Annotated in this window: 21 protein-coding genes, 1 tRNA gene and 1 pseudogene; 12 read left to right on the top strand and 11 right to left on the bottom strand. The window is 71.4% G+C overall.

The window, feature by feature from the left end; translation table 11 throughout:
• Positions 1 to 9: 9 nt before the first annotated feature.
• Complete coding sequence (locus tag AC3A5R_RS15540) at positions 10 to 393, top strand: hypothetical protein (protein WP_487621671.1); 384 nt, start codon at positions 10 to 12, stop codon at positions 391 to 393.
• Between the two features lie 53 nt (positions 394 to 446).
• On the opposite strand, the gene AC3A5R_RS15535 is transcribed toward AC3A5R_RS15540, so the two are convergent.
• Positions 447 to 941: an aldo/keto reductase gene (locus AC3A5R_RS15535; RefSeq protein ID WP_487621670.1), complete on the bottom strand. Its 495-nt coding sequence runs from the start codon at positions 939 to 941 to the stop codon at positions 447 to 449.
• A 68-nt stretch (positions 942 to 1,009) separates the two neighbouring features.
• Positions 1,010 to 1,273: a DUF1905 domain-containing protein gene (locus AC3A5R_RS15530; RefSeq protein ID WP_487621669.1), complete on the bottom strand. Its 264-nt coding sequence runs from the start codon at positions 1,271 to 1,273 to the stop codon at positions 1,010 to 1,012.
• Between the two features lie 95 nt (positions 1,274 to 1,368).
• Between AC3A5R_RS15530 and AC3A5R_RS15525 the strand changes: the two genes are divergently transcribed.
• Entirely contained in the window at positions 1,369 to 2,898 is a 1,530-nt protein-coding gene (locus tag AC3A5R_RS15525) for a CYTH and CHAD domain-containing protein (protein ID WP_487621668.1), read from the top strand.
• Between the two features lie 186 nt (positions 2,899 to 3,084).
• Here AC3A5R_RS15525 and AC3A5R_RS15520 read toward each other — a convergent pair whose 3' ends face one another.
• On the bottom strand, positions 3,085 to 3,528 hold the full coding sequence (locus tag AC3A5R_RS15520) for a DUF1810 domain-containing protein (RefSeq protein ID WP_487621667.1): 444 nt from the start codon (positions 3,526 to 3,528) through the stop codon (positions 3,085 to 3,087).
• A 64-nt stretch (positions 3,529 to 3,592) separates the two neighbouring features.
• Here AC3A5R_RS15520 and AC3A5R_RS15515 point away from each other — a divergent pair, with 64 nt between their 5' ends.
• Both AC3A5R_RS15515 and AC3A5R_RS15510 read left to right on the top strand, forming a co-directional pair.
• The gene (locus AC3A5R_RS15515; RefSeq protein WP_487621666.1) at positions 3,593 to 4,129 is read left to right on the top strand and encodes a GNAT family N-acetyltransferase; all 537 of its coding nucleotides are present in this window, start codon (positions 3,593 to 3,595) and stop codon (positions 4,127 to 4,129) included.
• Between the two features lie 92 nt (positions 4,130 to 4,221).
• A complete protein-coding gene (locus AC3A5R_RS15510) occupies positions 4,222 to 4,560 on the top strand; it encodes a VOC family protein (RefSeq protein ID WP_487621665.1) in 339 nt (112 codons plus the stop codon).
• Here AC3A5R_RS15510 and AC3A5R_RS15505 read toward each other — a convergent pair.
• Positions 4,517 to 4,951, bottom strand: coding sequence for a VanZ family protein (locus tag AC3A5R_RS15505; RefSeq protein ID WP_487621664.1), 435 nt, complete (start codon positions 4,949 to 4,951; stop codon positions 4,517 to 4,519). The genes AC3A5R_RS15510 and AC3A5R_RS15505 overlap by 44 nt on opposite strands.
• Before the next feature lie 9 nt (positions 4,952 to 4,960).
• Between AC3A5R_RS15505 and AC3A5R_RS15500 the strand changes: the two genes are divergently transcribed.
• Both AC3A5R_RS15500 and AC3A5R_RS15495 read left to right on the top strand, forming a co-directional pair.
• Entirely contained in the window at positions 4,961 to 5,140 is a 180-nt protein-coding gene (locus AC3A5R_RS15500) for an ATP-binding protein (protein WP_487621663.1), read from the top strand.
• Positions 5,141 to 5,458: 318 nt separating this feature from the next.
• Positions 5,459 to 5,917, top strand: coding sequence for a methyltransferase family protein (locus tag AC3A5R_RS15495; protein WP_487621662.1), 459 nt, complete (start codon positions 5,459 to 5,461; stop codon positions 5,915 to 5,917).
• Positions 5,918 to 5,991: 74 nt separating this feature from the next.
• On the opposite strand, the gene AC3A5R_RS15490 is transcribed toward AC3A5R_RS15495, so the two are convergent.
• The 3 genes from AC3A5R_RS15490 to AC3A5R_RS15480 all read right to left on the bottom strand — a co-directional run bounded on the left by AC3A5R_RS15490 (position 5,992) and on the right by AC3A5R_RS15480 (position 7,355).
• Positions 5,992 to 6,456: a BON domain-containing protein gene (locus AC3A5R_RS15490; protein WP_487621661.1), complete on the bottom strand. Its 465-nt coding sequence runs from the start codon at positions 6,454 to 6,456 to the stop codon at positions 5,992 to 5,994.
• Positions 6,457 to 6,747: 291 nt separating this feature from the next.
• A tRNA-Ser gene (locus tag AC3A5R_RS15485) sits at positions 6,748 to 6,837 on the bottom strand.
• 11 nt (positions 6,838 to 6,848) lie between these two features.
• Positions 6,849 to 7,355 carry a nucleoside deaminase gene (locus AC3A5R_RS15480; RefSeq protein ID WP_487621660.1) on the bottom strand — a complete coding sequence of 169 codons (507 nt, stop codon included), beginning with the start codon at positions 7,353 to 7,355 and terminating at the stop codon, positions 6,849 to 6,851.
• Positions 7,356 to 7,372: 17 nt separating this feature from the next.
• On the opposite strand from AC3A5R_RS15480, the gene upp reads away from it, so the two are divergent.
• Entirely contained in the window at positions 7,373 to 8,011 is a 639-nt protein-coding gene (gene upp / locus AC3A5R_RS15475; protein ID WP_487621659.1) for a uracil phosphoribosyltransferase, read from the top strand.
• A gap of 30 nt (positions 8,012 to 8,041) precedes the next feature.
• Here upp and AC3A5R_RS15470 read toward each other — a convergent pair whose 3' ends face one another.
• Positions 8,042 to 9,028: a small ribosomal subunit Rsm22 family protein gene (locus AC3A5R_RS15470; RefSeq protein ID WP_487621658.1), complete on the bottom strand. Its 987-nt coding sequence runs from the start codon at positions 9,026 to 9,028 to the stop codon at positions 8,042 to 8,044.
• Between the two features lie 142 nt (positions 9,029 to 9,170).
• Between AC3A5R_RS15470 and AC3A5R_RS15465 the strand changes: the two genes are divergently transcribed.
• The 4 genes from AC3A5R_RS15465 (at position 9,171) to AC3A5R_RS15450 (ending at position 13,069) form a co-directional block, all read left to right on the top strand.
• A complete protein-coding gene (locus AC3A5R_RS15465) occupies positions 9,171 to 9,341 on the top strand; it encodes a hypothetical protein (protein ID WP_323097398.1) in 171 nt (56 codons plus the stop codon).
• Positions 9,342 to 9,365: 24 nt separating this feature from the next.
• Positions 9,366 to 10,247: a PH domain-containing protein gene (locus AC3A5R_RS15460; protein ID WP_487621657.1), complete on the top strand. Its 882-nt coding sequence runs from the start codon at positions 9,366 to 9,368 to the stop codon at positions 10,245 to 10,247.
• Between the two features lie 192 nt (positions 10,248 to 10,439).
• Positions 10,440 to 11,927, top strand: coding sequence for an amino acid permease (locus AC3A5R_RS15455; RefSeq protein ID WP_487621656.1), 1,488 nt, complete (start codon positions 10,440 to 10,442; stop codon positions 11,925 to 11,927).
• Between the two features lie 212 nt (positions 11,928 to 12,139).
• Positions 12,140 to 13,069 carry a type IV toxin-antitoxin system AbiEi family antitoxin domain-containing protein gene (locus tag AC3A5R_RS15450; RefSeq protein WP_487621655.1) on the top strand — a complete coding sequence of 310 codons (930 nt, stop codon included), beginning with the start codon at positions 12,140 to 12,142 and terminating at the stop codon, positions 13,067 to 13,069.
• 173 nt (positions 13,070 to 13,242) lie between these two features.
• Here AC3A5R_RS15450 and pntB read toward each other — a convergent pair whose 3' ends face one another.
• The 3 genes from pntB to AC3A5R_RS15435 all read right to left on the bottom strand — a co-directional run bounded on the left by pntB (position 13,243) and on the right by AC3A5R_RS15435 (position 17,331).
• The gene (pntB, locus tag AC3A5R_RS15445; protein ID WP_487621654.1) at positions 13,243 to 14,625 is read right to left on the bottom strand and encodes a Re/Si-specific NAD(P)(+) transhydrogenase subunit beta; all 1,383 of its coding nucleotides are present in this window, start codon (positions 14,623 to 14,625) and stop codon (positions 13,243 to 13,245) included.
• A 6-nt stretch (positions 14,626 to 14,631) separates the two neighbouring features.
• Complete coding sequence (locus AC3A5R_RS15440; protein WP_487621653.1) at positions 14,632 to 16,188, bottom strand: Re/Si-specific NAD(P)(+) transhydrogenase subunit alpha; 1,557 nt, start codon at positions 16,186 to 16,188, stop codon at positions 14,632 to 14,634.
• A 189-nt stretch (positions 16,189 to 16,377) separates the two neighbouring features.
• Positions 16,378 to 17,331, bottom strand: a complete 954-nt coding sequence (locus AC3A5R_RS15435; RefSeq protein ID WP_487621652.1) for a sugar-binding transcriptional regulator — start codon at positions 17,329 to 17,331, stop codon at positions 16,378 to 16,380.
• Positions 17,332 to 17,614: 283 nt separating this feature from the next.
• Here AC3A5R_RS15435 and AC3A5R_RS15430 point away from each other — a divergent pair.
• A pseudogene (locus AC3A5R_RS15430) lies at positions 17,615 to 18,211 on the top strand (ABC transporter substrate-binding protein); the annotation flags it as partial.
• Between the last annotated feature and the right edge of the window lie 2 nt (positions 18,212 to 18,213).

The following is an 18,213-nucleotide window of genomic DNA, read 5'->3' as shown; positions in this document are numbered from 1 at the left end:
AGGGGACGCATGAAGACACGCGACGTCGTACTTGCCGTGACGGCCACCGCCCTGGTCGCCGCCGGCTCCTTCGCGCTCGGGCGCGCCACGGGCGACGACGTCACCTGGCTGACGGGCACGGCGATCCTCGGAGGAGACGAGGCGTCGCCGCAGTTCACGGCCAGGTCGGGCTCGGACGAGGACTGGACCTATGGCGCCACTGGCTCGGTGTCGCGGTGGGTCGACGCGCGCGGTGAGAGCCACCACGGAGGGTGGCCCGAATGCCTCATGCCCCCCACCGAACAGCACCCGAGCCGACCTCAGCAGGTGCCGATCAGGTTCGCCACGGTGCCGGTCGACGACGGGCCGTTCGGCTCCGGACCTCAGGTGGTCGCGGTCGACTGCCGGTCCTGAGCGCCCTGGTGCGCCAACCAGCAGGGCCGCGCCCGTGATCCAGGACGATGGCCTCAGCGGTCGATCAGGCGCTGCATGGCCTCGGGGTACCGGTCGCCCTGGACCTCGATGCCGGCGGAGGCCCGGTCCAGCTCGTCCAGGTCCTCGGCCGTGAGCTCGAGGTCCATGGCGCCGAGGTTCTCCTCCAGACGTGCCGGGCGCCGGGTCTTGGGGATCGGGGCGATCCAGGGCTGCTGCGCCAGCAGGCACGCGAGCGCGACCTGTCCGACCGTCGCACCCTTGCGCTCCGCGACGCTCGTGACCTCGTCGACGAGCGCCAGGTTGGCCTGCAGTGCCTCCTGCCCGAAGCGCGGCAGCGTGGCGCGGACGTCGCCCTCCCCGAACCGCGTCTCGGCGGTGACCTGCCCGGTCAGGAACCCGCGACCGAGCGGGCTGAACGGCACGAACCCGATGCCGAGCTCCTCGGGGGCGAGCAGGATCGCATCCTCCGGCTCGCGCCAGATCGGTCCGGCCGCCGACGCGCTCGCCCTGCTGGCCAGCTGGGCCACGACGTCGGCCGGACGCCCGGTCGACGCGCCCGTCGACCGCGAGGCGACGTGAGTGGTGCGACCGGCCGTCAGCGCTCGGGGTCGACGACCAGCTCGACCTCGACCTCGTCACCCGCGCCGCGGCCCGTCTGCTTGCGGGTCGCCGCGTTGAACGAGACGAGGTAGCGACCGCCCATGACGCCGATCGTGGTCCGGTACGTGTAGCCGCCGTCGATCGTGACGATGACGGGCACGCGCTTGCCGCGGTCGAAGGCGAGCACCGTCGCCTCGGGCACGACGATGCCGACGTTGTTGCCGCCGGTCGCCTCGAGCACGGTACGGAAGGTCGCCATGCGGCCCACGATAACCGCGCAGCGGCGGTCCTCCCGGCGAACGGAACAGGGCCATGGGCCTTTGCCTGCGGGGCCCGGCGGACCAAGATCAGAGCATGGGCGCTTCGCAGGTGGACGAGACCGAGCTCAAGTTCGACGTGGGGACGGAGACCGTCTTCCCGAACCTCACCGCGGCCGAGGGCGTGGTCTCGGTCGAGCAGCCCGACGACCTCCGTCTCGAGGCCGTGTACTACGACACGCCGCACCACGACCTCGCACGGCACGGGATGACGCTGCGCCGGCGCTCCGGCGGCACCGACGACGGCTGGACCCTCAAGCTGCCCGCCGGGCCGGACACCCGGACGGAGGTGCGCGTACCGCTCGGCACCGCCGACGACGGGCTGCCCGAGGAGCTGCGCAGCCGCGCCCGTGGTGTCACCCGGAACCGGCCCCTCTCCCCCGTCGTCGCCCTGAGCACGGCCCGACGGGAGTACGCCGTCTGCGACGCCGACGGCGGCGTCCTCGCCCGGGTCACGGACGACTCGGTGCGAGCGCGTCTGCTCGCGACCGAGGGCCCTGAGCAGGCGTGGCGCGAGTGGGAGGTCGAGCTCGACCAGGGGCCGGCCGCGGTGCTCGATGCCCTCGCCGACGTCCTGCTCGAGGCGGGCGCGGCGCCGGCAGCCACCGCGTCGAAGCTGGCCCGCGCCCTGGGTGACACGCTCGCCGCCGAGCAGGACCGGCCGGCCCGCGCGGAGCTCCCCGACGGGACGGCCGGCGCGCTGTGGGCGACGCACGTGGCCGAGCAGGTCGATCGACTGCACGAGCAGGATGCCCGCTTCCGAGCGGGGCTGCCCGAGTCGGTCCACCGCCTTCGCATCGCCGCCCGGACGCTGCGCTCCGCCCTCACGACCTTCGGGCCGGTCCTCGACCGTCCCGTCACGGATCCGGTGCGGGAGGAGCTGCGGTGGCTCGGGCAGGAGCTCGCCCCCGCGCGGGACGCCCAGGTGCTGCGCGAGCACCTCATCGAGCTCACCGGCACCGAGCCCCCGGAGCTGGTCATGGGGGCGGTCGCGACCCGCATCGACGACGAGCTGCGCGCGGACCACGAGTCCGGGCTGGCGAAGGCCGACGAGGCGGTCAACGGCGAGCGCTACCTGCGCCTGCTCGACACTCTCGACGAGCTCCTGGCCACCCCGCCGCTGCGCCCCGGTGCCGCGAAGCCGGCCCGCAAGGTGGCACGGCGACTGCTGGCCCGTGACCTCGAGCGGCTCCGTCGAGCCGTCGGGGACATCGCGGACGCCTCGGGCCACGCCGAGAGCGACGCGGCGTACCACGAGGCCCGCAAGAAGGCCAAGCGCCTGCGCTACGCCGCCGAGGCGGCGGCATCGACGCTGGGCAAGCGGGCTCGTTCGCTCGGCAAGGACGCCAAGCGGGTGCAGAAGATCCTCGGCACCCACCAGGACGCGGTGACCGCGCGCGTCCGGCTGCGCGAGCTCGGCGTCCAGGCGCACCTCGCCGGCGAGAACAGCTTCACCTACGGTCGGCTCCACGCGCTCGAGCAGACGCGCGCCGAGCGGGCCGAGTCGGAGTTCGAGAGCGCCTGGGCGACGTTCTGCCGCAAGCAGGTCCGGCGCTGGGCGCGCTGACGGCAGGACGTCATGAGCACCAACTCGGTGGTCAGGGCGTCCGGCGCGACCGCACTGGCGGTCGCGGCTGCCTGCACCCAGGACGCTATCCGTCCACGGCCCCCACCGACCCCGCCCCGATGGACGGTTCGCCGAACAGTCCGTGAACGCCGGGCGATCGGCCGCCGGCCGGTCCAGCACCCCGGCTCAGGCGAGCAGGGCCGTGGTCCGCGGGTCCGGCTCGCCGTCGAAGTAGCGGTCGAGCACCCGCTGGAAGAGCCGCTCGTCGTCCTCGTCCTGCGCCGCCGCGACGAAGAGGGTCATGGAGGAGCGCAGCTTCATGGCGTCGATGCCCGAGCCCATCATCTCGACGGGATCGCGCGAGCCCGAGTCGGCCACGGCGAGCGTCGCCTCGCGGAGCCGGGCACCGAGCAGCGGATGGGCCAGGTAGGCGCGGGCCTCGTCGAGTCCACTGACCGCGTAGGTGCGAGCCGTCGGGCTCTGACCCAGTCCGGCCACCTGCGGGAAGACGAACCACACCCAGTGCGACTGCTTGCGCCCGGCGCGCAGCTCGGCGAGCGCCCGGTCGTAGGTCCCACCGGCGTCCTGCGCCGTCACGAAGCGAACCAGGCTGAAGGCGTCATCGACCATGAGTCGATCGTGCCTCACCGAGAGCGTCGTCGTTGAGCGGCGCGTGGGCTACTGTCCGGTCGACATGGAGCTGTCCTGGCCCTTGGCCCACGACCGGATCACCGTACGACCAGCCGAAGACGCCGATGCGGCGGCCTTCCTCGACTACAAGCGACGGGCGGAGTGCCAGGCCTACGTCACTCGCACCGTCGACACCCTCGAGCAGTCGCGGTCCCTGATCGCCGAGCGGCGCGCCGACCCCGACGCACTGCTGTGCGCCGTCCTGCTGGACGGTCAGGTCGTCGGCGACATCGGCGGGCGCCGCTACGTGCCCGAGACGCTGGGACCCCAGCCGACCGTGCGCGACTTCTACCTCGGCTACTCCGTCAACCCCGACCACTGGAACCACGGCGTCGCCGGCGCGGCGACCGGTCTGGTCGTCGCCGCCCTGCACCGAGCCGGGATCCGCCGGATCGTCGCGAAGACGTTCGCGGAGAACGCCGCGTCCATCCGCGTCCTCGTGAAGAACGGGTTCGCTCTCGAGGCCACCGAGCGTCTTGCCGTCCTCGGCCGGGACGGCCGCTGGCTCGACGACTGCACCCTGGCCCATCTGGCCCCGTAGCGTTCCGCCGCCGAGCACCCGCGACGCACTGCCGTGAGCACGGCTCGCCCTCCTGAGTGCTGAGCGGCCCACGTCGGCCTAGATTCCTGAGCATGGTCTCTCACGTGAAGTCCGTGACGTTCGACTGCGCCGACGCCCTGGCCCTCGCCGCCTTCTGGGCCGCGGCAATGGGCTCGAACGTCGACGAGGACAGCACCACGGACCGCGCCTGGGTCGAGCCGGCCGGATGGGGAGGGCCCAACCTGTGGTTCCGACGTGTCCCGGAGCCCAAGACCGCCAAGAACCGCCAGCACTTCGACCTCCGGGCCATGGGGCCGGTCGAGGCCGAGGTCGAGAGGCTCGTCGCGCTCGGCGGGCGCATCATCGCCGCCGACGGCGAGCTGGTCGTCATGGCCGACCCCGAAGGGAACGAGTTCTGCGTGGAGCACTGACGTCCCCCGACGCGCACGCCGGGACGTCAGGATCGCGGTCGCAGCCGCCCTGCTCACGACGCCACGGTCGCGCGTCGTGCCACCAGCGTCGGGAGGCCAGGGCCGCCAGCCCTGCCCCGATGGTGTTGAGCAGCACGTCGTCGACGGAGGACACGCGGTCCAGCCGCAGGACGTACTGGGCGGTCTCGATCGACGCCGACACGACCGCCGCGGCCACGAGCATCCGCGGTAGCGACGCCACTGCCGCGAACCGCAGAGGCGCCAGCAACCCCGGTACCGCCAGGAGGAGGAGGTTGCCGACGACCTGGAGGGTCCCCATGTGGGGCAGGTCCTCCAGCGGCACGAGGCTCACGGCGCCGGTGACGGAGCCCGCGCGGGCGCCGGGATCCATGGTCAGCTGGTGTCGACGCTGACCGAGCCGTTCCGACGCGGCACCGACCGCATCCCCTCCGACCACTCGGGCATCGGGCTGGGCCTGGCCATCGTCGACCGTATCGTCGAGGCGCACGACGGCACCCTCACCCTCGAGCCCCGCCCGGGCGGGGGTCTCCGCGTCACGGTCCGGCTGCCGGCCGCCTGACGTCGGGCGCGAGAAGGCCCCCACCGCGCTGCCCACGCGGCGGGGGCCTTTGCCGTCGACCGGGACGGGTCAGCAGATGTGCCTCGTCCCGGGACCGGCGTCCCCTCGAACCCGAGGGTCGACTCCGCTGCCGGCGCCGGCGCGCTCGCTGTTCAACGCGCCGCCACCGCCAGATCGACCGGTTGTCGAACCACTTTCCAGATTTGCACCGGTACGCGGCGGCGTCCCAGGAATCGCGAAAGCCGCGCGTCCGCAGCTTCCGCATCGGCTGCCGTGGAGTAGCAGGGGTGGGCGGGTCCGGAGTGGGACGATCGCGGCGTGGATGCCCCGTCGTTCCGGGTGTGGCCGCCCGTGGCCCTGGGCGTGCCGCTGCTGCTCGGCGTCGTGCTCACGAACACGCTCGGCGACCCGTTCACGCTCCCGACCGACCCGGCACGCCGGATCGGTGGGGTGCTGGCCGGGGCGTTCGTCCTCTGGAACGGGTGGACGCTGTGGGTGATGGCCGCGCGGGGCACGTCCGTCCTGCCGGGCGGACCCACGACGCAGCTGCTCCAGTCGGGGCCCTTCCGGGTCAGCCGGAACCCCCTCTACCTCGGCCTCATCGCACTGGACGTCGCGCTCTCGCTGCTGGCGCCCTCGGCCTGGGCACTCGTGCTCGTGCCCGTCGGCGTCGCCGTGCTGTTCTGGGGCGCGATCCGACCGGAGGAGCGGTATCTGGCGGCCAAGTTCGGCCCGGCCTACGACGCCTACCGTGCCCGGGTGCGTCGGTGGCTCTAGCTGTACCCGTCGTCGGCCCCCGGCCGTGAGTCTGCCGGTCGGGGATGGTCACTCAGGCCACTGCGGTTCAACGCTCATCGCGGCTGAGGACCGGGCTCGACCTCGACCACGTTGAAGACCGCGATGACGCCGTGGACGCCTCGCACGGCCCGCTCGGCCGCCTGGCGCTGGTCGTGGGAGCTGAGCCAGCCCGTCAGCAGCACCCGGCCGTCGTGCACGGTGAGACGAACGCCGTCCGGCGGCATGCCCGGCACCGAGGCCAGTGCCTCGGCCGCGGATCGCACGAGGTCCACGTCGGCGCACCCGGCGCGCAGCCTGACGACCATCTCGTCGGCCACTGCGGTCAGCCCCTCGGCTCGGAACGCCGCGCGCAGGGCGGCCTCCTTCTCCAGGTCGGTGTCGACCTCACCCGACAGGGTGACGGCCCCGTCGGTGATCGCCACACCGATGCGGTCCGCGTCGACGTCCGACGCCTGACGCAGCTGGTCCGTGACGCGGATCTTGAGTGCGTGATCAGTGGAAGACAGCTCTTCGCGCACCCCTCCATGCTCCTCCCGCGACGAGCCGTCGGACAAGGGTCAGAGGCATCTGTTGCGACACCGTCCGTCGTGCACGGGCCCGACGAATCATCTGCCTGCGTGGGGGGATTCGCGTCGTCCGGGGCTGCCTCCGGGCCGTCGCGCTCAGGTGGGGATGGGGGGGTGGCGGTGGGACCCGTCGTCCGCGAGGCGCCTCGTTCCTCGGCGCCTCGTGGACTCCTCCCAAATCCCGCAGCGTTCGATAAATGAAGCAGGACCCCGACGAAAAGCGTGTCGGGGTCCTGCTTCATTTGGCGGTGGCGGTGGGATTTGAACCCACGGTGGAGTTGCCCCCACACACGCTTTCGAGGCGTGCTCCTTAGGCCGCTCGGACACGCCACCGAGAGGAGACCTTACCCGAGCCTGCGGCCCTCGAAGAAATCGACGAGGAGCTCGGCCGACTCGCCCGCGCGGACGCCCCCGACGACGTCGACGTTGTGCGTCGCGAGGGGGTCGCGGGTCAGGTCCCAGACCGACCCGCACGCCCCCGCCTTGGGGTCCCAGGCCCCGAACACGACGCGTTCGACGCGCGCCTGGATCGCCGCACCGGCACACATGACGCACGGTTCGAGGGTCACGACGAGCGTGCAGCCGTCGAGGCGCCAGGTGCCGCGCGACGCCGCCGCCTCACGCAGCGCGACGACCTCCGCGTGTCCCGTGGGGTCGCCGGCGGCCTCGCGGACGTTGCGCCCGCGTCCGATGACAACGCCCTCCTCGTCGACGACGAGCGCGCCCACCGGCACGTCCTCGGAGGACGAGGTGGCGACCGCCAGCTCGAGCGCCTCCCCCACCCAGGCGTCGTAGGTGTCGGCGGTCGAGGGAACGGCCTCGTCGGCGGGGGTCTCGGATCGCTTGGCCACGCGCTAAGTTTCCACCCATGGACGTCCACGTCGCAGACCACCCGCTCATCGCCCACAAGCTCACCTACCTGCGCGACAAGCGGACCGACTCCCCGACGTTCCGCCGCCTCGCCGAGGAGCTCATGACGCTCCTCGCGTACGAGGCCACCCGCGACGTCCGCGTCGAGCCGTTCGAGATCGAGACGCCCGTCGCGGCGACGACGGGCATCAAGCTGTCCAACCCCAAGCCGCTCATCGTCCCGATCCTCCGGGCCGGCCTCGGCATGCTCGAGGGCATGGTGGCGCTGCTGCCGAGCGCCGAGGTCGGCTTCCTCGGCATGCAGCGCAACGAGGAGACCCTCGAGCCGGTCACCTACGCCAACCGCCTGCCCGACGACCTGACGGGCCGCCAGGTCTTCGTCCTCGACCCGATGCTCGCCACCGGTGGGTCGATGGCCGACGCCATCAGGTACCTCGTCCAGCGCGGCGCCGACGACATCACCGCCGTGTGCCTCCTCGCGGCCCCCGAAGGCGTCGACCACCTGCGCCAGGAGACCGCGTCGCTCGGCGTCCCGGTCAAGGTCGTCCTCGGCACCATCGACGAGAAGCTCAACGAGAAGGGCTACATCGTCCCTGGCCTCGGCGACGCCGGAGACCGCCTCTACGGCGTCGTCTGACCGACGCGTCCGGCCCGCAGGGCCGACTCGTCAGCGCGGCAGCGGGTCGCCCCACTCGGCGTCCCGCGCCGCTCGGTAACGCTCGCCGCTCTTCTTCGACACGACTTCCCGGCCCGCGGAGCCGTCGGGGCGGCAGGCCTGGAACTCGACGAAACCCTTGCGCTTCAAGGGATGACGCAGGATTCGGGCCGAGTCCGGCTGGGTGGCAATGACGCCCGGAGCGGCCCCTGCCACCCAGGAGAACTTCTCGTCCTCGTAGGACAGGTCGGCGCCCTTGAGGCGTCGGTGCTCGGCCGAGCGGTTGACTCGAGCAGCGAAGTGACACCAGTCCGCTTGCACCAGAGGGCAGTCCGCGGCGTGGGGGCACGGGCCGAGCAGTGTCCACCCCGTGGTCCGGAAGGCGTCGCGGACCCGCAGCACCCGAGCGTACCCGTCCGGCGTGCCCGGCTCGGCCACGACGACGACGCGACCACGCGCCATGGCGTCGGTGACCAGCGCCCCCTGCTGCGACCCGTCGAGCTCGCTGAGCACGTACGAGACGGTGACGAGGTCGACGCGCTCGTCGGGCCAGCGTCCGGCCACCGCGCGGTCGAACCGCGCGGACCGGAGCGACGCTGCTGACGCGTCGGCCGCCAACGTGCGGCCGAGCCGCAGTGCCTCATCCACCTGGTCGAGCACCGTGATGCGCTCGAGCGTCGGGAAGGCCGCCGCAGCGGCCCAGGCCGCCGCCCCCGTGCCGCCGCCGAGGTCGAGCTGGGACGCCGGCTCGAAACCCGACGCCGCCACCTCGCCGAGGACTCGCGCGAGGGCCGCGTGCGTGGCCGGCATCCGGTAGGCCGCATAGGCGAGGACGTGGGCCGGCGAGGCGAGGATCGGCGCGCCGGCAGGGGCCACGGCGCGGTAGCGTTCCACGAGCGCCTCGGTGGCGCGCGTGAGCTGCCGCTCGTCGACGCCTCGGACTGCCCGCGTCAGGGCGTCTCGCAGCTCGTCGGCGAACGTCGGGGTCGGGCGCGGCACCCGCCGAGGATATCGACGCCCGCGCCCAACACGCGGGCTCCGGTGGCTCGCCACAGCAACCACTTGCGGCACACTGGTTCCATTCCTGTGCCGTTGTGACTGTCAGGGCAGCCACGGCCAACCCTCCAAGGAGCGACACACGATGGGCCCCAAGGCCAAGAAAGTCATCCTGATCGTCGTGCTGGCGTTCTTCGTCTACGCCATCTTCACGTCGCCGACCAAGGCCGCCGACATCGTCAGCAGCATCTGGGGCGTCATCGTCGACGGCTTCAACGCGATCCTCGCGTTCTTCAACTCGCTCCTGAACCGGTGACCCGAACCGGGTGAGGAGGCCACCGTGCAGCTGCGACTGACGCGCGACACCCCCAAGGGGCTCGACCGGGTCCTGCTGCCCGGCGAGAAGCTCGTCGTCGCCGTGCACTCGCACTGGGCGGTGCTGATCGAGCCCGTCGCGTCCACCGTGGCGGCCCTCGCCGTCGCGATCTGGATCGACTCCAACGTCACCCGCCAGACACAGGCGTTCGGGACCATCTTCTGGTGGGTCTTCATCGCGGTCCTGCTGCGGCTGCTGTGGATCCTCTTCGACTACGGCAACCACTGGTTCCTCGCCACGGACAAGCGGCTGCTGCTGCGCTACGGGATCATCACCAAGAAGGTCGCGATGATGCCGCTGCTCAAGGTCACCGACATGAGCTACGTGCGCACGCCGCCGGGTCGGGTCCTCGGCTACGGCAAGTTCGTCCTCGAGAGTGCCGGCCAGGACCAGGCCCTGCGCGAGGTCAAGTGGGTGCCGGATCCCGACCGCACCTACCGCATCATCTGCGCCGAGATCTTCCACATCACCCCGCCGCCCGGCGACGAGGACTACGAGGAGATCGAGGTCCCCGACTTCCCCGACGGCGGCCCCCAGGGCCCCAGAGGTCCCGGCACCCCCGGAGGTCCCGGCGCCCCCGGTGGCCCCGGAGGCCCCGGAGGTCTCGGGGGCCCGACGTCGCCCTCGAGCCCCATCAGCCCCAGCGGACCCCGGGCCTACCCCGACGTGCACCGCACGCACAACCCGATCCAGGAGCGGCTCGACTCCTACTCGCGAGCCGTCCCGGTGCAGCGGGGTCCTCGGCCCGAGACGGTGTACGAGAGCAACGACCTGAAGCGCCGCCGCCGCGGCGCCGACACCGGACCGATCTGGCCGGTCGGCGACAACGGCTCACGCGATGCCTGAGGGCCGGGACCGACGCGACCTCGAGCGCGTCGCCAAAACCGCCTGACATACCCGCCCGCACGACGCGTCGAACAGGACTTGTGACGCGCCAGATCGCGGGTTGGACTCCCGCAGAGCAGGGCTCGCCGTGGGCACCCATGAGGTCTACGTTGGGCAGATGCTGACGAAAGCACTCCAGCCCGGGAGGCCCACATGAGCATCTTCCGCACCAAGTCGATCGAGGCCACGATGGCCGCGGCCGACGAGGCCGAGCACCACCTGAAGAAGCGACTCACCGCGCTAGACCTCACGGTCTTCGGCATCGGCGTCATCATCGGCGCCGGTATCTTCACCCTCACCGGCCGCGCCGCCAAGGACTTCGCGGGCCCGTCGATCGCCCTGTCGTTCGCCATCGGAGCCGTCGTCTGCGGCCTGGCTGCACTCTGCTACGCCGAGTTCGCCTCGACGGTTCCGATCTCCGGCTCGGCCTACACGTTCTCCTACGCGACCCTCGGCGAGATCGTCGCCTGGATCATCGGCTGGGACCTGCTCCTCGAGCTGATGCTCGGCGCGAGCGTCGTGTCGCAGGGCTGGTCCACGTACTTCGTCAAGCTGCTGGACCAGCTGGGCATCACGTGGCCGGAGTCCCTGGCTCCGGGCTCGCACTTCGACCTGCCGGCGTTTCTCCTCATCGCCCTGCTGACCGTGCTCGTCGCGGTCGGCATCAAGGAGTCGATGCGGGTCAACCTGGCCCTCGTCGCCATCAAGCTCTTCATCGTCCTGTTCGTCATCTTTGCCGGCATCGGCTTCATCAACCGCGACAACTGGTCGCCGTTCATCCCGCCGTCGCAGCCGGGCGAGGCCGCCGCCGGCCTGACGACGCCGCTGTTCCAGTGGCTGACCGGCATCGAGCCGGTGACGTTCGGGGTGCTCGGCATCATGTCGGGTGCCGCCGTGGTGTTCTTCGCCTACATCGGCTTCGACGTCGTGGCGACGACGGCCGAGGAGGCCAAGAACCCACAGCGCGACCTGCCGATCGGCATCATCGGCTCGCTCATCATCTGCACGATCCTCTACATGGCCGTCTCGCTCGTCATCACCGGCATGGTCAAGTACAACAAGATCGATCCCGATGCCGCGCTCGCCTCGGCCTTCTCCGCGGTGGGCAAGGAGGGGTACGCCACGTTGATCTCGGCGGGAGCCGTCGCCGGACTCACGACGGTCGTCATGACCCTGTTGATCGGCGCGACCCGCGTGACCTTCGCGATGAGCCGCGACCACCTCATCCCGGCTTCGCTCGGTCGTACGAGCGAGCGCACAGGCACGCCGGTGCGCCTGACGCTCATCATCGGCACCGCGGTCGCCCTCATCGCGTCGCTGACCCCGATCGGCAAGCTCGAGGAGATGGTCAACATCGGGACGCTGACGGCGTTCATGCTCGTCTCGATCGCCATCCCGATCCTGCGCAAGCGGCGGCCCGACCTCAAGCGGTCGTTCAAGGTTCCGGGCAACCCGGTGGTGCCGTGGATCTCCGCGGCGGCCTGCTTCTACCTCGTGCTCAACCTCTCGATCGAGACATGGCTGCGGTTCGTCGTGTGGATGGTCCTCGGCTTCGCCATCTACTTCGGGTACTCGCGCCGCAACAGCAAGCTCCAGACGGGCGAGGAGGAAGAGGGCGCCAAGGTCCCGGCCAACGCCTGACCCTCACTCCCTCCCGAAAGGCCCTCTCGGGAGCGAATGCTCTGCGATCGAACGACTCCCACGGCCTGCCGTGGGAGTCGTTCGATGTCGGGGCACTCACTCGTTTACAGGGCATTCGAACCAGGCCGGACCCAACCCCACCCGACGCCGGTCGCCCGAGGTTGTCCACAGGGCCCCTGCGCCGTGAGGCGGCCGGCAGCCACGATGGACGCGTGGACCTCGAGCTCATCGCCCGCGACGGCGTGTTCTCCAGCGCGGCCGCCAAAGGCTTCGGCCTCGACGCGGCGGCCCTGCGACGCCTGCTCCGTGCCGGTGCCTGTTCGCGGGTGCGACCCGGCTGGTACGCACCGGGCCGACCTGTCGACGACCGCGCGCTGTGGCGGTTGCGTGTAGCAGCAGCCGAGCAGGAGTACGCGGGTCGCGCGGTGCCGAGCCACGGCGCTGCCCTGCTGAAGCTGGGCCTGCCGACGTTCCTGCCCGACCTGACGCGTGTCGACCTCACCTGGCTCGACGCGTCCGTGCCGGCCCACCTCGGTCGATGGGCACGTCTGCACATGCGCCCAGAAGCGCCGGGCATCGAGGCGGTCCGGGACGACGTGATCGCGCCGGCGCTGGCGGTGTCACAGGTCGGGCTGCGCAGTCGGCGCGCCCTAGTCGTGGCCGGTGACGCCGCCTTGCGCGGCCGGATGACCACTCGCGCGGAGATCGACGCGGCTCTGACCGCCCTCGACGGGCACCGGGGCATCGTGGCCGCGCGGGCCGCAGCCGCTCGGCTGGAGCCGTTGCACGAGTCGCCGGGCGAGTCGCTGACGGCCTGGCTGCTCTTCCAGCTCGGCTACGCCGTGGTGCCGCAGTACGAGGTGCCCGGCACCGCTGACCTCACGGCGAGCGGATGGCCCGACCGCGTCGACTTCCTCGTCGAGGGATCCCGCGTGCTCGTGGAGTTCGACGGCAAGGTCAAGTACACCGGCCCGGACGTCCTCTTCGCAGAGAAGCAGCGAGAGGACCGCATCCGATCGCTGGGCTTCGAGGTGGTCCGCCTGACCTGGGCCGACCTGTCCCGGCCGGAGCGCGTGCGGGCCCTGCTCGAGGCCGCGCTCGCCAGGGCGGCGCAGCGCCACGGGCGTCGCCGGCCCGCCTGACGCCGGGCGGAACGGACCACGCGGATGCGCGCCACTGCTGCGCCTCCGCACCAGTGCTCTGAGACCGGTCGACTGCCGCGGCATACCGGAGCAGCCGACCAGTCGCAGAGCAGTCGGCTCGTCGTGGAGCAGTGGACCCCGAGAGCGAACGGCTGGGCGGGTGGGCGGAGAGGTCAGAGGGCCTTGATGATGTCCTCGACCCGCTCCTTGGCGTCGCCGAAGAGCATGGCGCTGTTGTCGCGGAAGAAGAGCGGGTTCTGCACGCCGGCGTACCCGGCGTTCATCGAGCGCTTGAACACGACCACGTCCTTGGCGTTCCACACCTGCAGCACCGGCATGCCGGCGATCGGCGAGCCCGGGTCCTCGGCGGCGGCCGGGTTGACCGTGTCGTTGGCGCCGATGACGAGCACGACGTCGGTCTCGGGGAAGTCGTCGTTGATCTCGTCCATCTCCAGGACGATGTCGTAGGGCACCTTCGCCTCGGCGAGCAGGACGTTCATGTGGCCCGGCAGGCGTCCGGCGACCGGGTGGATGCCGAAGCGCACGTCGACGCCCCGCTCGCGCAGCTTCGCGGTCAGGTCCGCGACGGGGTACTGCGCCTGTGCGACCGCCATGCCGTAACCGGGTGTGATGACGACCGACGACGCGTGGGTCAGCAGGTCGGCGACCTCGTCGGCGTTCGTCTCGCGGTGGTCGCCGTAGTCGACGTCGCCGCTCGTGACGGCGCCGTCGGAGCCGAAGCCACCGGCGATGACCGACACGAACGAGCGGTTCATCGCGGTGCACATGATGTAGGACAGGTAGGCACCGGAGGAGCCGACGAGGGCACCGGTGACGATGAGCAGGTCGTTGCCGAGCATGAAGCCCGCTGCGGCGGCGGCCCATCCCGAGTAGCTGTTGAGCATCGACACGACGACCGGCATGTCACCGCCGCCGATGGAGGCGACGAGGTGCCAGCCGAACGCCAGTGCGATCGCCGTCATGACCAGGAGCGGCACGATCGAGTGCGACGCGACGAACCACACGAGCAGCCCGGCGGACACGACGAGAGCGGCGAGGTTGAGCCAGTGCCGGGCCGGCAGCATCAGCGGCTTGGACGAGATGCGCGCCGACAGCTTGAGGAAGGCGACGATCGACCCGGTGAACGTCACGGCGCCGATGAAGACGCCGAGGAAGATCTCGACGAGGTGCACGCCGTCAGAGGCGGTCGAGGACCCCGAGGCGAGGAACGTGTTGATGCCGACGAGCACCGCGGCCGCTCCGACGAACGAGTGGAGCATCGCGATGAGCTCGGGCATCCCCGTCATCTCGACCCGACGGGCCCGCCAGATGCCGATGGCCGCACCGATCGCCATGGCGGCGGCGATGAGCAACCAGTTGGCGGCCGGTGCCCCGCGCAGCGCGAGCCACAGCGTCGCGACGAGCGCGAGCGCCATGCCGACCATCCCGAGGATGTTGCCGTCCTTGGCGGTCTCGTGCTTCGACAGCCCCGCGAGGGACAGGATGAACAGCAGCGCCGCAACGATGTAGGCAGCCTGGATGAGTGCGAGATCCATTGGTGCTCAGCCCTTCCGGAACATCGTCAGCATGCGGCGGGTCACGAGGAAGCCGCCGAAGATGTTGATGCTCGCGATGAGCGTGGCGAGGAAGGCCAGCACGACGATGACGCCGGACGCGCCGGCCCGCCACTGTCCCAGCTGGATCAGCGCCCCGACGACGATGATGCCGCTGATCGCGTTGGTGACCGACATCAGCGGGGTGTGCAGCGCGTGGTGCACGTGGCCGATGACGTAGTAGCCGACGACGACGGCGAGGGCGAACACCGTGAAGTGCCCGAGGAAGCTGGTCGGCGAGAAGGCCGCGACGAACGCGAACAGCACGGCCCCGACGGCCATCCCGACGTACTTGCGTCGTGGGTCCTTCGGCGGCTCAGGCTCTTTCACCACCTGCTTGCCGGACGCGGCAGCCGGCACAGGCGCGGCGCTCACCTGGATCGCTGGCGGGGGCCAGAGCAGCTCGCCGTCGCGCGCGACGGTCATGTTGCGCTGCACGACGTCGTCGAAGTCGAGGACGACCTGGCCGTCCTTGCCGGGCGTCAGCAGCTTCATGAGGTTGACGAGGTTGGTGCCGTAGAGCTGGGAGGCCTGCGTGGGCAGCCGGGCGGCGAGGTCGGTGTAGCCGATGATCTTGACCCCGTTGTCGGTGACGACGAGCTCGTCGGCGACCGACCCCTCGACGTTGCCGCCGTTGGACGCTGCCATGTCGACGACGACCGAGCCCGGCTTCATCGTCGCGACCATCTCGGCCGTGATGAGCCGCGGGGCAGGGCGACCGGGGATGAGCGCGGTGGTGACGACGATGTCGACGTCGGGCGCCTGCGACGCGTACAGCTCGGCCGCCCGGCGGTTGTACTCCTCGCCCATCTCCTTGGCGTAGCCGTCGGAGGACGCGGTGGCCGCGTCGACCTCCGGCATCTGCACGGCGAGGAAGTCCGCACCCATCGACTCGACCTGCTCGGCCACCTCGGGGCGGGCGTCGGTGGCCCGCACGATCGCGCCGAGCGAGCGTGCCGTGCCGATCGCGGCCAGACCCGCGACGCCGGCCCCGGCGACGAGGACCTTGGCCGGCGGCACCTTGCCGGCGGCCGTGACCTGACCGGTGAAGAACGACCCGAACTCGTGAGCGGCCTCGACGACCGCGCGGTACCCGGCGATGTTGGCCATCGAGGAGAGCACGTCGAGCGACTGGGCCCGGCTGATGCGCGGCACGGCGTCCATCGCCATCGCGGTGACGCGGGCGGCGCGCAGCTTCTCGACGAGCTCGGGGCTCAGCGCCGGCGCCATGAGCGAGACGATGACGGCGCCGGGCCGCAGCAGCGCGATGTCCGCGTCGGCCGGGGCGTTGACCTGGTGCACGACGTCGCAGCCCCAGGCCTGCTCGCGGTCGACGATCCGGGCACCGGCCTCGGCGTACGCGTCGTCGGAGAAGCTCGCGAGCACTCCCGCACCGCGTTCGACGACGACGTCGTAGCCGAGGCCGACGAGCTGTCCGACGGTCTTGGGCGTGGCGGCGACCCGCGTCTCGCGGGCTCGCGTCTCTCGGGGTACACCGATCTGCACGCTGGCTCCTTCGCTCACGACGGCACTGGCTCCCGAACCTAGAGCACGGACCACCGCGCACGGGGAGGACTGCCGGTCACATCACACACCGGATCGACCCGTACGGCCGGGCCGTCTCTGATCGTGGGCGTGTCTCGAGGCCCCGCCGCCGAGGGCGGCCCCACGAGCCCGGGCGGGCGCGAGAACCGCTCAGCCGAGGAGCGCGTCGGCGAGGGTGGCGTCGGCGACGACGGCGTTGACGAGCCCACCGGCGAGGGCGGCGCGCACGGCCACGCCCTTGTCGGCGCCGGACGCGATGGCGACGACCTCGCCGATACCGCGCAACGCGTCGGGGCTGATCGTCACGACCCGCTCGGACAGCGGGGCCTCGACGACGTCGCCCGATGCGTCGAAGAGCACGCCGGCGACCTCGCCGACGATGCCGAGGCCTGCGAGCGCCTCGCGGTCGGCGGGAGAGACCGCGTCGTGGATCGTCGACAGGCCGGGCGCCCACGCGCCGATGCCCATGACGGCGACGGTTACCCGGGAGGCCTGCGCCAGGACGCGGGCCACCTGCGGCTCGCGACGCAGCGCGGCTGCGCCGGCGGCGTCGTCGAGCAGCAGCGGCGCGTAGAAGATCGAGGACCCGCCGCCGGTGACGCGGGCGGCGCGGCGGACGATGTCCACGGCGCTGCTGTCGTGGCCCTCGACCTCCATCGCGCCGCTCAGCTGCACGACGTCGACGGCCGGCAGGTCGCGCAGGGACCGCGTCATGACGTCGACCGACCGCGACCACGGCAGGCCGAGCACGTCCCCGGTGTGGACGACGTCGGTGAGCAGCCCGGCCGCGGCGCGTCCGAGGTGGTCGGCGAGGGCTGCGGGCTCGATGCGCGAGCCGTCGACGACGACGGCGTGACGCAGCCCGAACCGCTCCTGCAGACGCGCGGAGCGGTCGAGGTCGAGCTCGCCGTCGGCGACGATCTCGATGCGCACGATGCCGGCCTCACGGGCGAAGTCGATGAGCCGGGCCACCTTGAAGCGGCTGAGGCCGAGCTCGTCGGCGATCTCGACCTTGGACTGGCCCTCGAGGTAGTGACGCCGGGCCACGGCCGCCGCGAGCACGAGCTCGGCCGGACCGCGTCGCTCCATCCCCGTCTCCCTCACGCCTGAAGTCTTGCGCCTGCGTGCAGCCGGCGTGACAGGACCCCGGTTTTCGGGCGACCTGTTGCCACCCGTGACCTGAGCCTCTGTACTCATATGTGCAGCCTAACGCTCAAATGAGCGCACTCAAGGAGGAGTCGTGCAACGGATCGGACACCGGAGAGACCGCCGCAGTCGCGGGGCCGCGGCGGCTGCCCCGACGACCGGACTCGTGGCGAGCCTCTCGGCGTGCGCGGGCTGGGGCGCCGTGGGCCAGGGCGGCGGCGACGACGCCATCAACGTCCTCATGGTCAACAACCCGCAGGTGGTCGACCTGCAGCAGCTGACGGCTGACAACTTCACCGCGAAGACCGGCATCAAGGTGAACTTCACCGTGCTCCCGGAGAACGACGTGCGCGACAAGATCAGCCAGGAGTTCTCGAGCCAGGCCGGCCAGTACGACGTCGCGTCGCTCAGCAACTTCGAGATCCCGATCTACGCCAAGGCAAAGTGGATCAGCCCCCTCGACGGCTTCATCGCCACGGACCCGACGTTCGACCAGGCCGACATCCTGGGGCCGATGAAGGTGTCGCTGTCGTCCGACGGCAAGGTGTACGGCGAGCCCTTCTACGGCGAGTCGTCGTTCCTCATGTACCGCAAGGACGTGCTGGCGCAGAAGGGCATCACGATGCCCGCGCAGCCGACGTGGCAGCAGGTCGCCGACATCGCGGCCAAGGTTGACGGGGCCCAGCCGGGGATGGCCGGCATCTGCCTCCGTGGGCAGCCCGGCTGGGGCCAGCTCTTCGCGCCCCTGACGACGCTCGTCAACACCTTCGGCGGCACCTGGTTCGAGAAGGACTGGACGCCCAAGGTCAACGCCCCCGAGTTCAAGGAGGCGACCAAGCG

Source organism: Intrasporangium sp. Soil_C_50 (genome assembly GCF_057656595.1).
Note: the sequence above shows the minus strand (reverse complement) of the source record. Positions and strands in the feature narration are given on the sequence as shown.

Bases quoted from the DNA above. Each gene is read 5' to 3' on its own strand.
- AC3A5R_RS15540 (WP_487621671.1), top strand. From the start codon at position 10: ATGAAGACACGCGACGTCGTACTTGCCGTGACGGCCACCGCCCTGGTC.
- AC3A5R_RS15530 (WP_487621669.1), bottom strand. From the start codon at position 1,273: ATGGCGACCTTCCGTACCGTGCTCGAGGCGACCGGCGGCAACAACGTC.
- AC3A5R_RS15525 (WP_487621668.1), top strand. From the start codon at position 1,369: ATGGGCGCTTCGCAGGTGGACGAGACCGAGCTCAAGTTCGACGTGGGG.
- AC3A5R_RS15520 (WP_487621667.1), bottom strand. From the start codon at position 3,528: ATGGTCGATGACGCCTTCAGCCTGGTTCGCTTCGTGACGGCGCAGGAC.
- AC3A5R_RS15515 (WP_487621666.1), top strand. From the start codon at position 3,593: ATGGAGCTGTCCTGGCCCTTGGCCCACGACCGGATCACCGTACGACCA.
- AC3A5R_RS15510 (WP_487621665.1), top strand. From the start codon at position 4,222: ATGGTCTCTCACGTGAAGTCCGTGACGTTCGACTGCGCCGACGCCCTG.
- AC3A5R_RS15505 (WP_487621664.1), bottom strand. From the start codon at position 4,951: ATGGATCCCGGCGCCCGCGCGGGCTCCGTCACCGGCGCCGTGAGCCTC.
- upp (WP_487621659.1), top strand. From the start codon at position 7,373: ATGGACGTCCACGTCGCAGACCACCCGCTCATCGCCCACAAGCTCACC.
- AC3A5R_RS15465 (WP_323097398.1), top strand. From the start codon at position 9,171: ATGGGCCCCAAGGCCAAGAAAGTCATCCTGATCGTCGTGCTGGCGTTC.
- AC3A5R_RS15455 (WP_487621656.1), top strand. From the start codon at position 10,440: ATGAGCATCTTCCGCACCAAGTCGATCGAGGCCACGATGGCCGCGGCC.
- pntB (WP_487621654.1), bottom strand. From the start codon at position 14,625: ATGGATCTCGCACTCATCCAGGCTGCCTACATCGTTGCGGCGCTGCTG.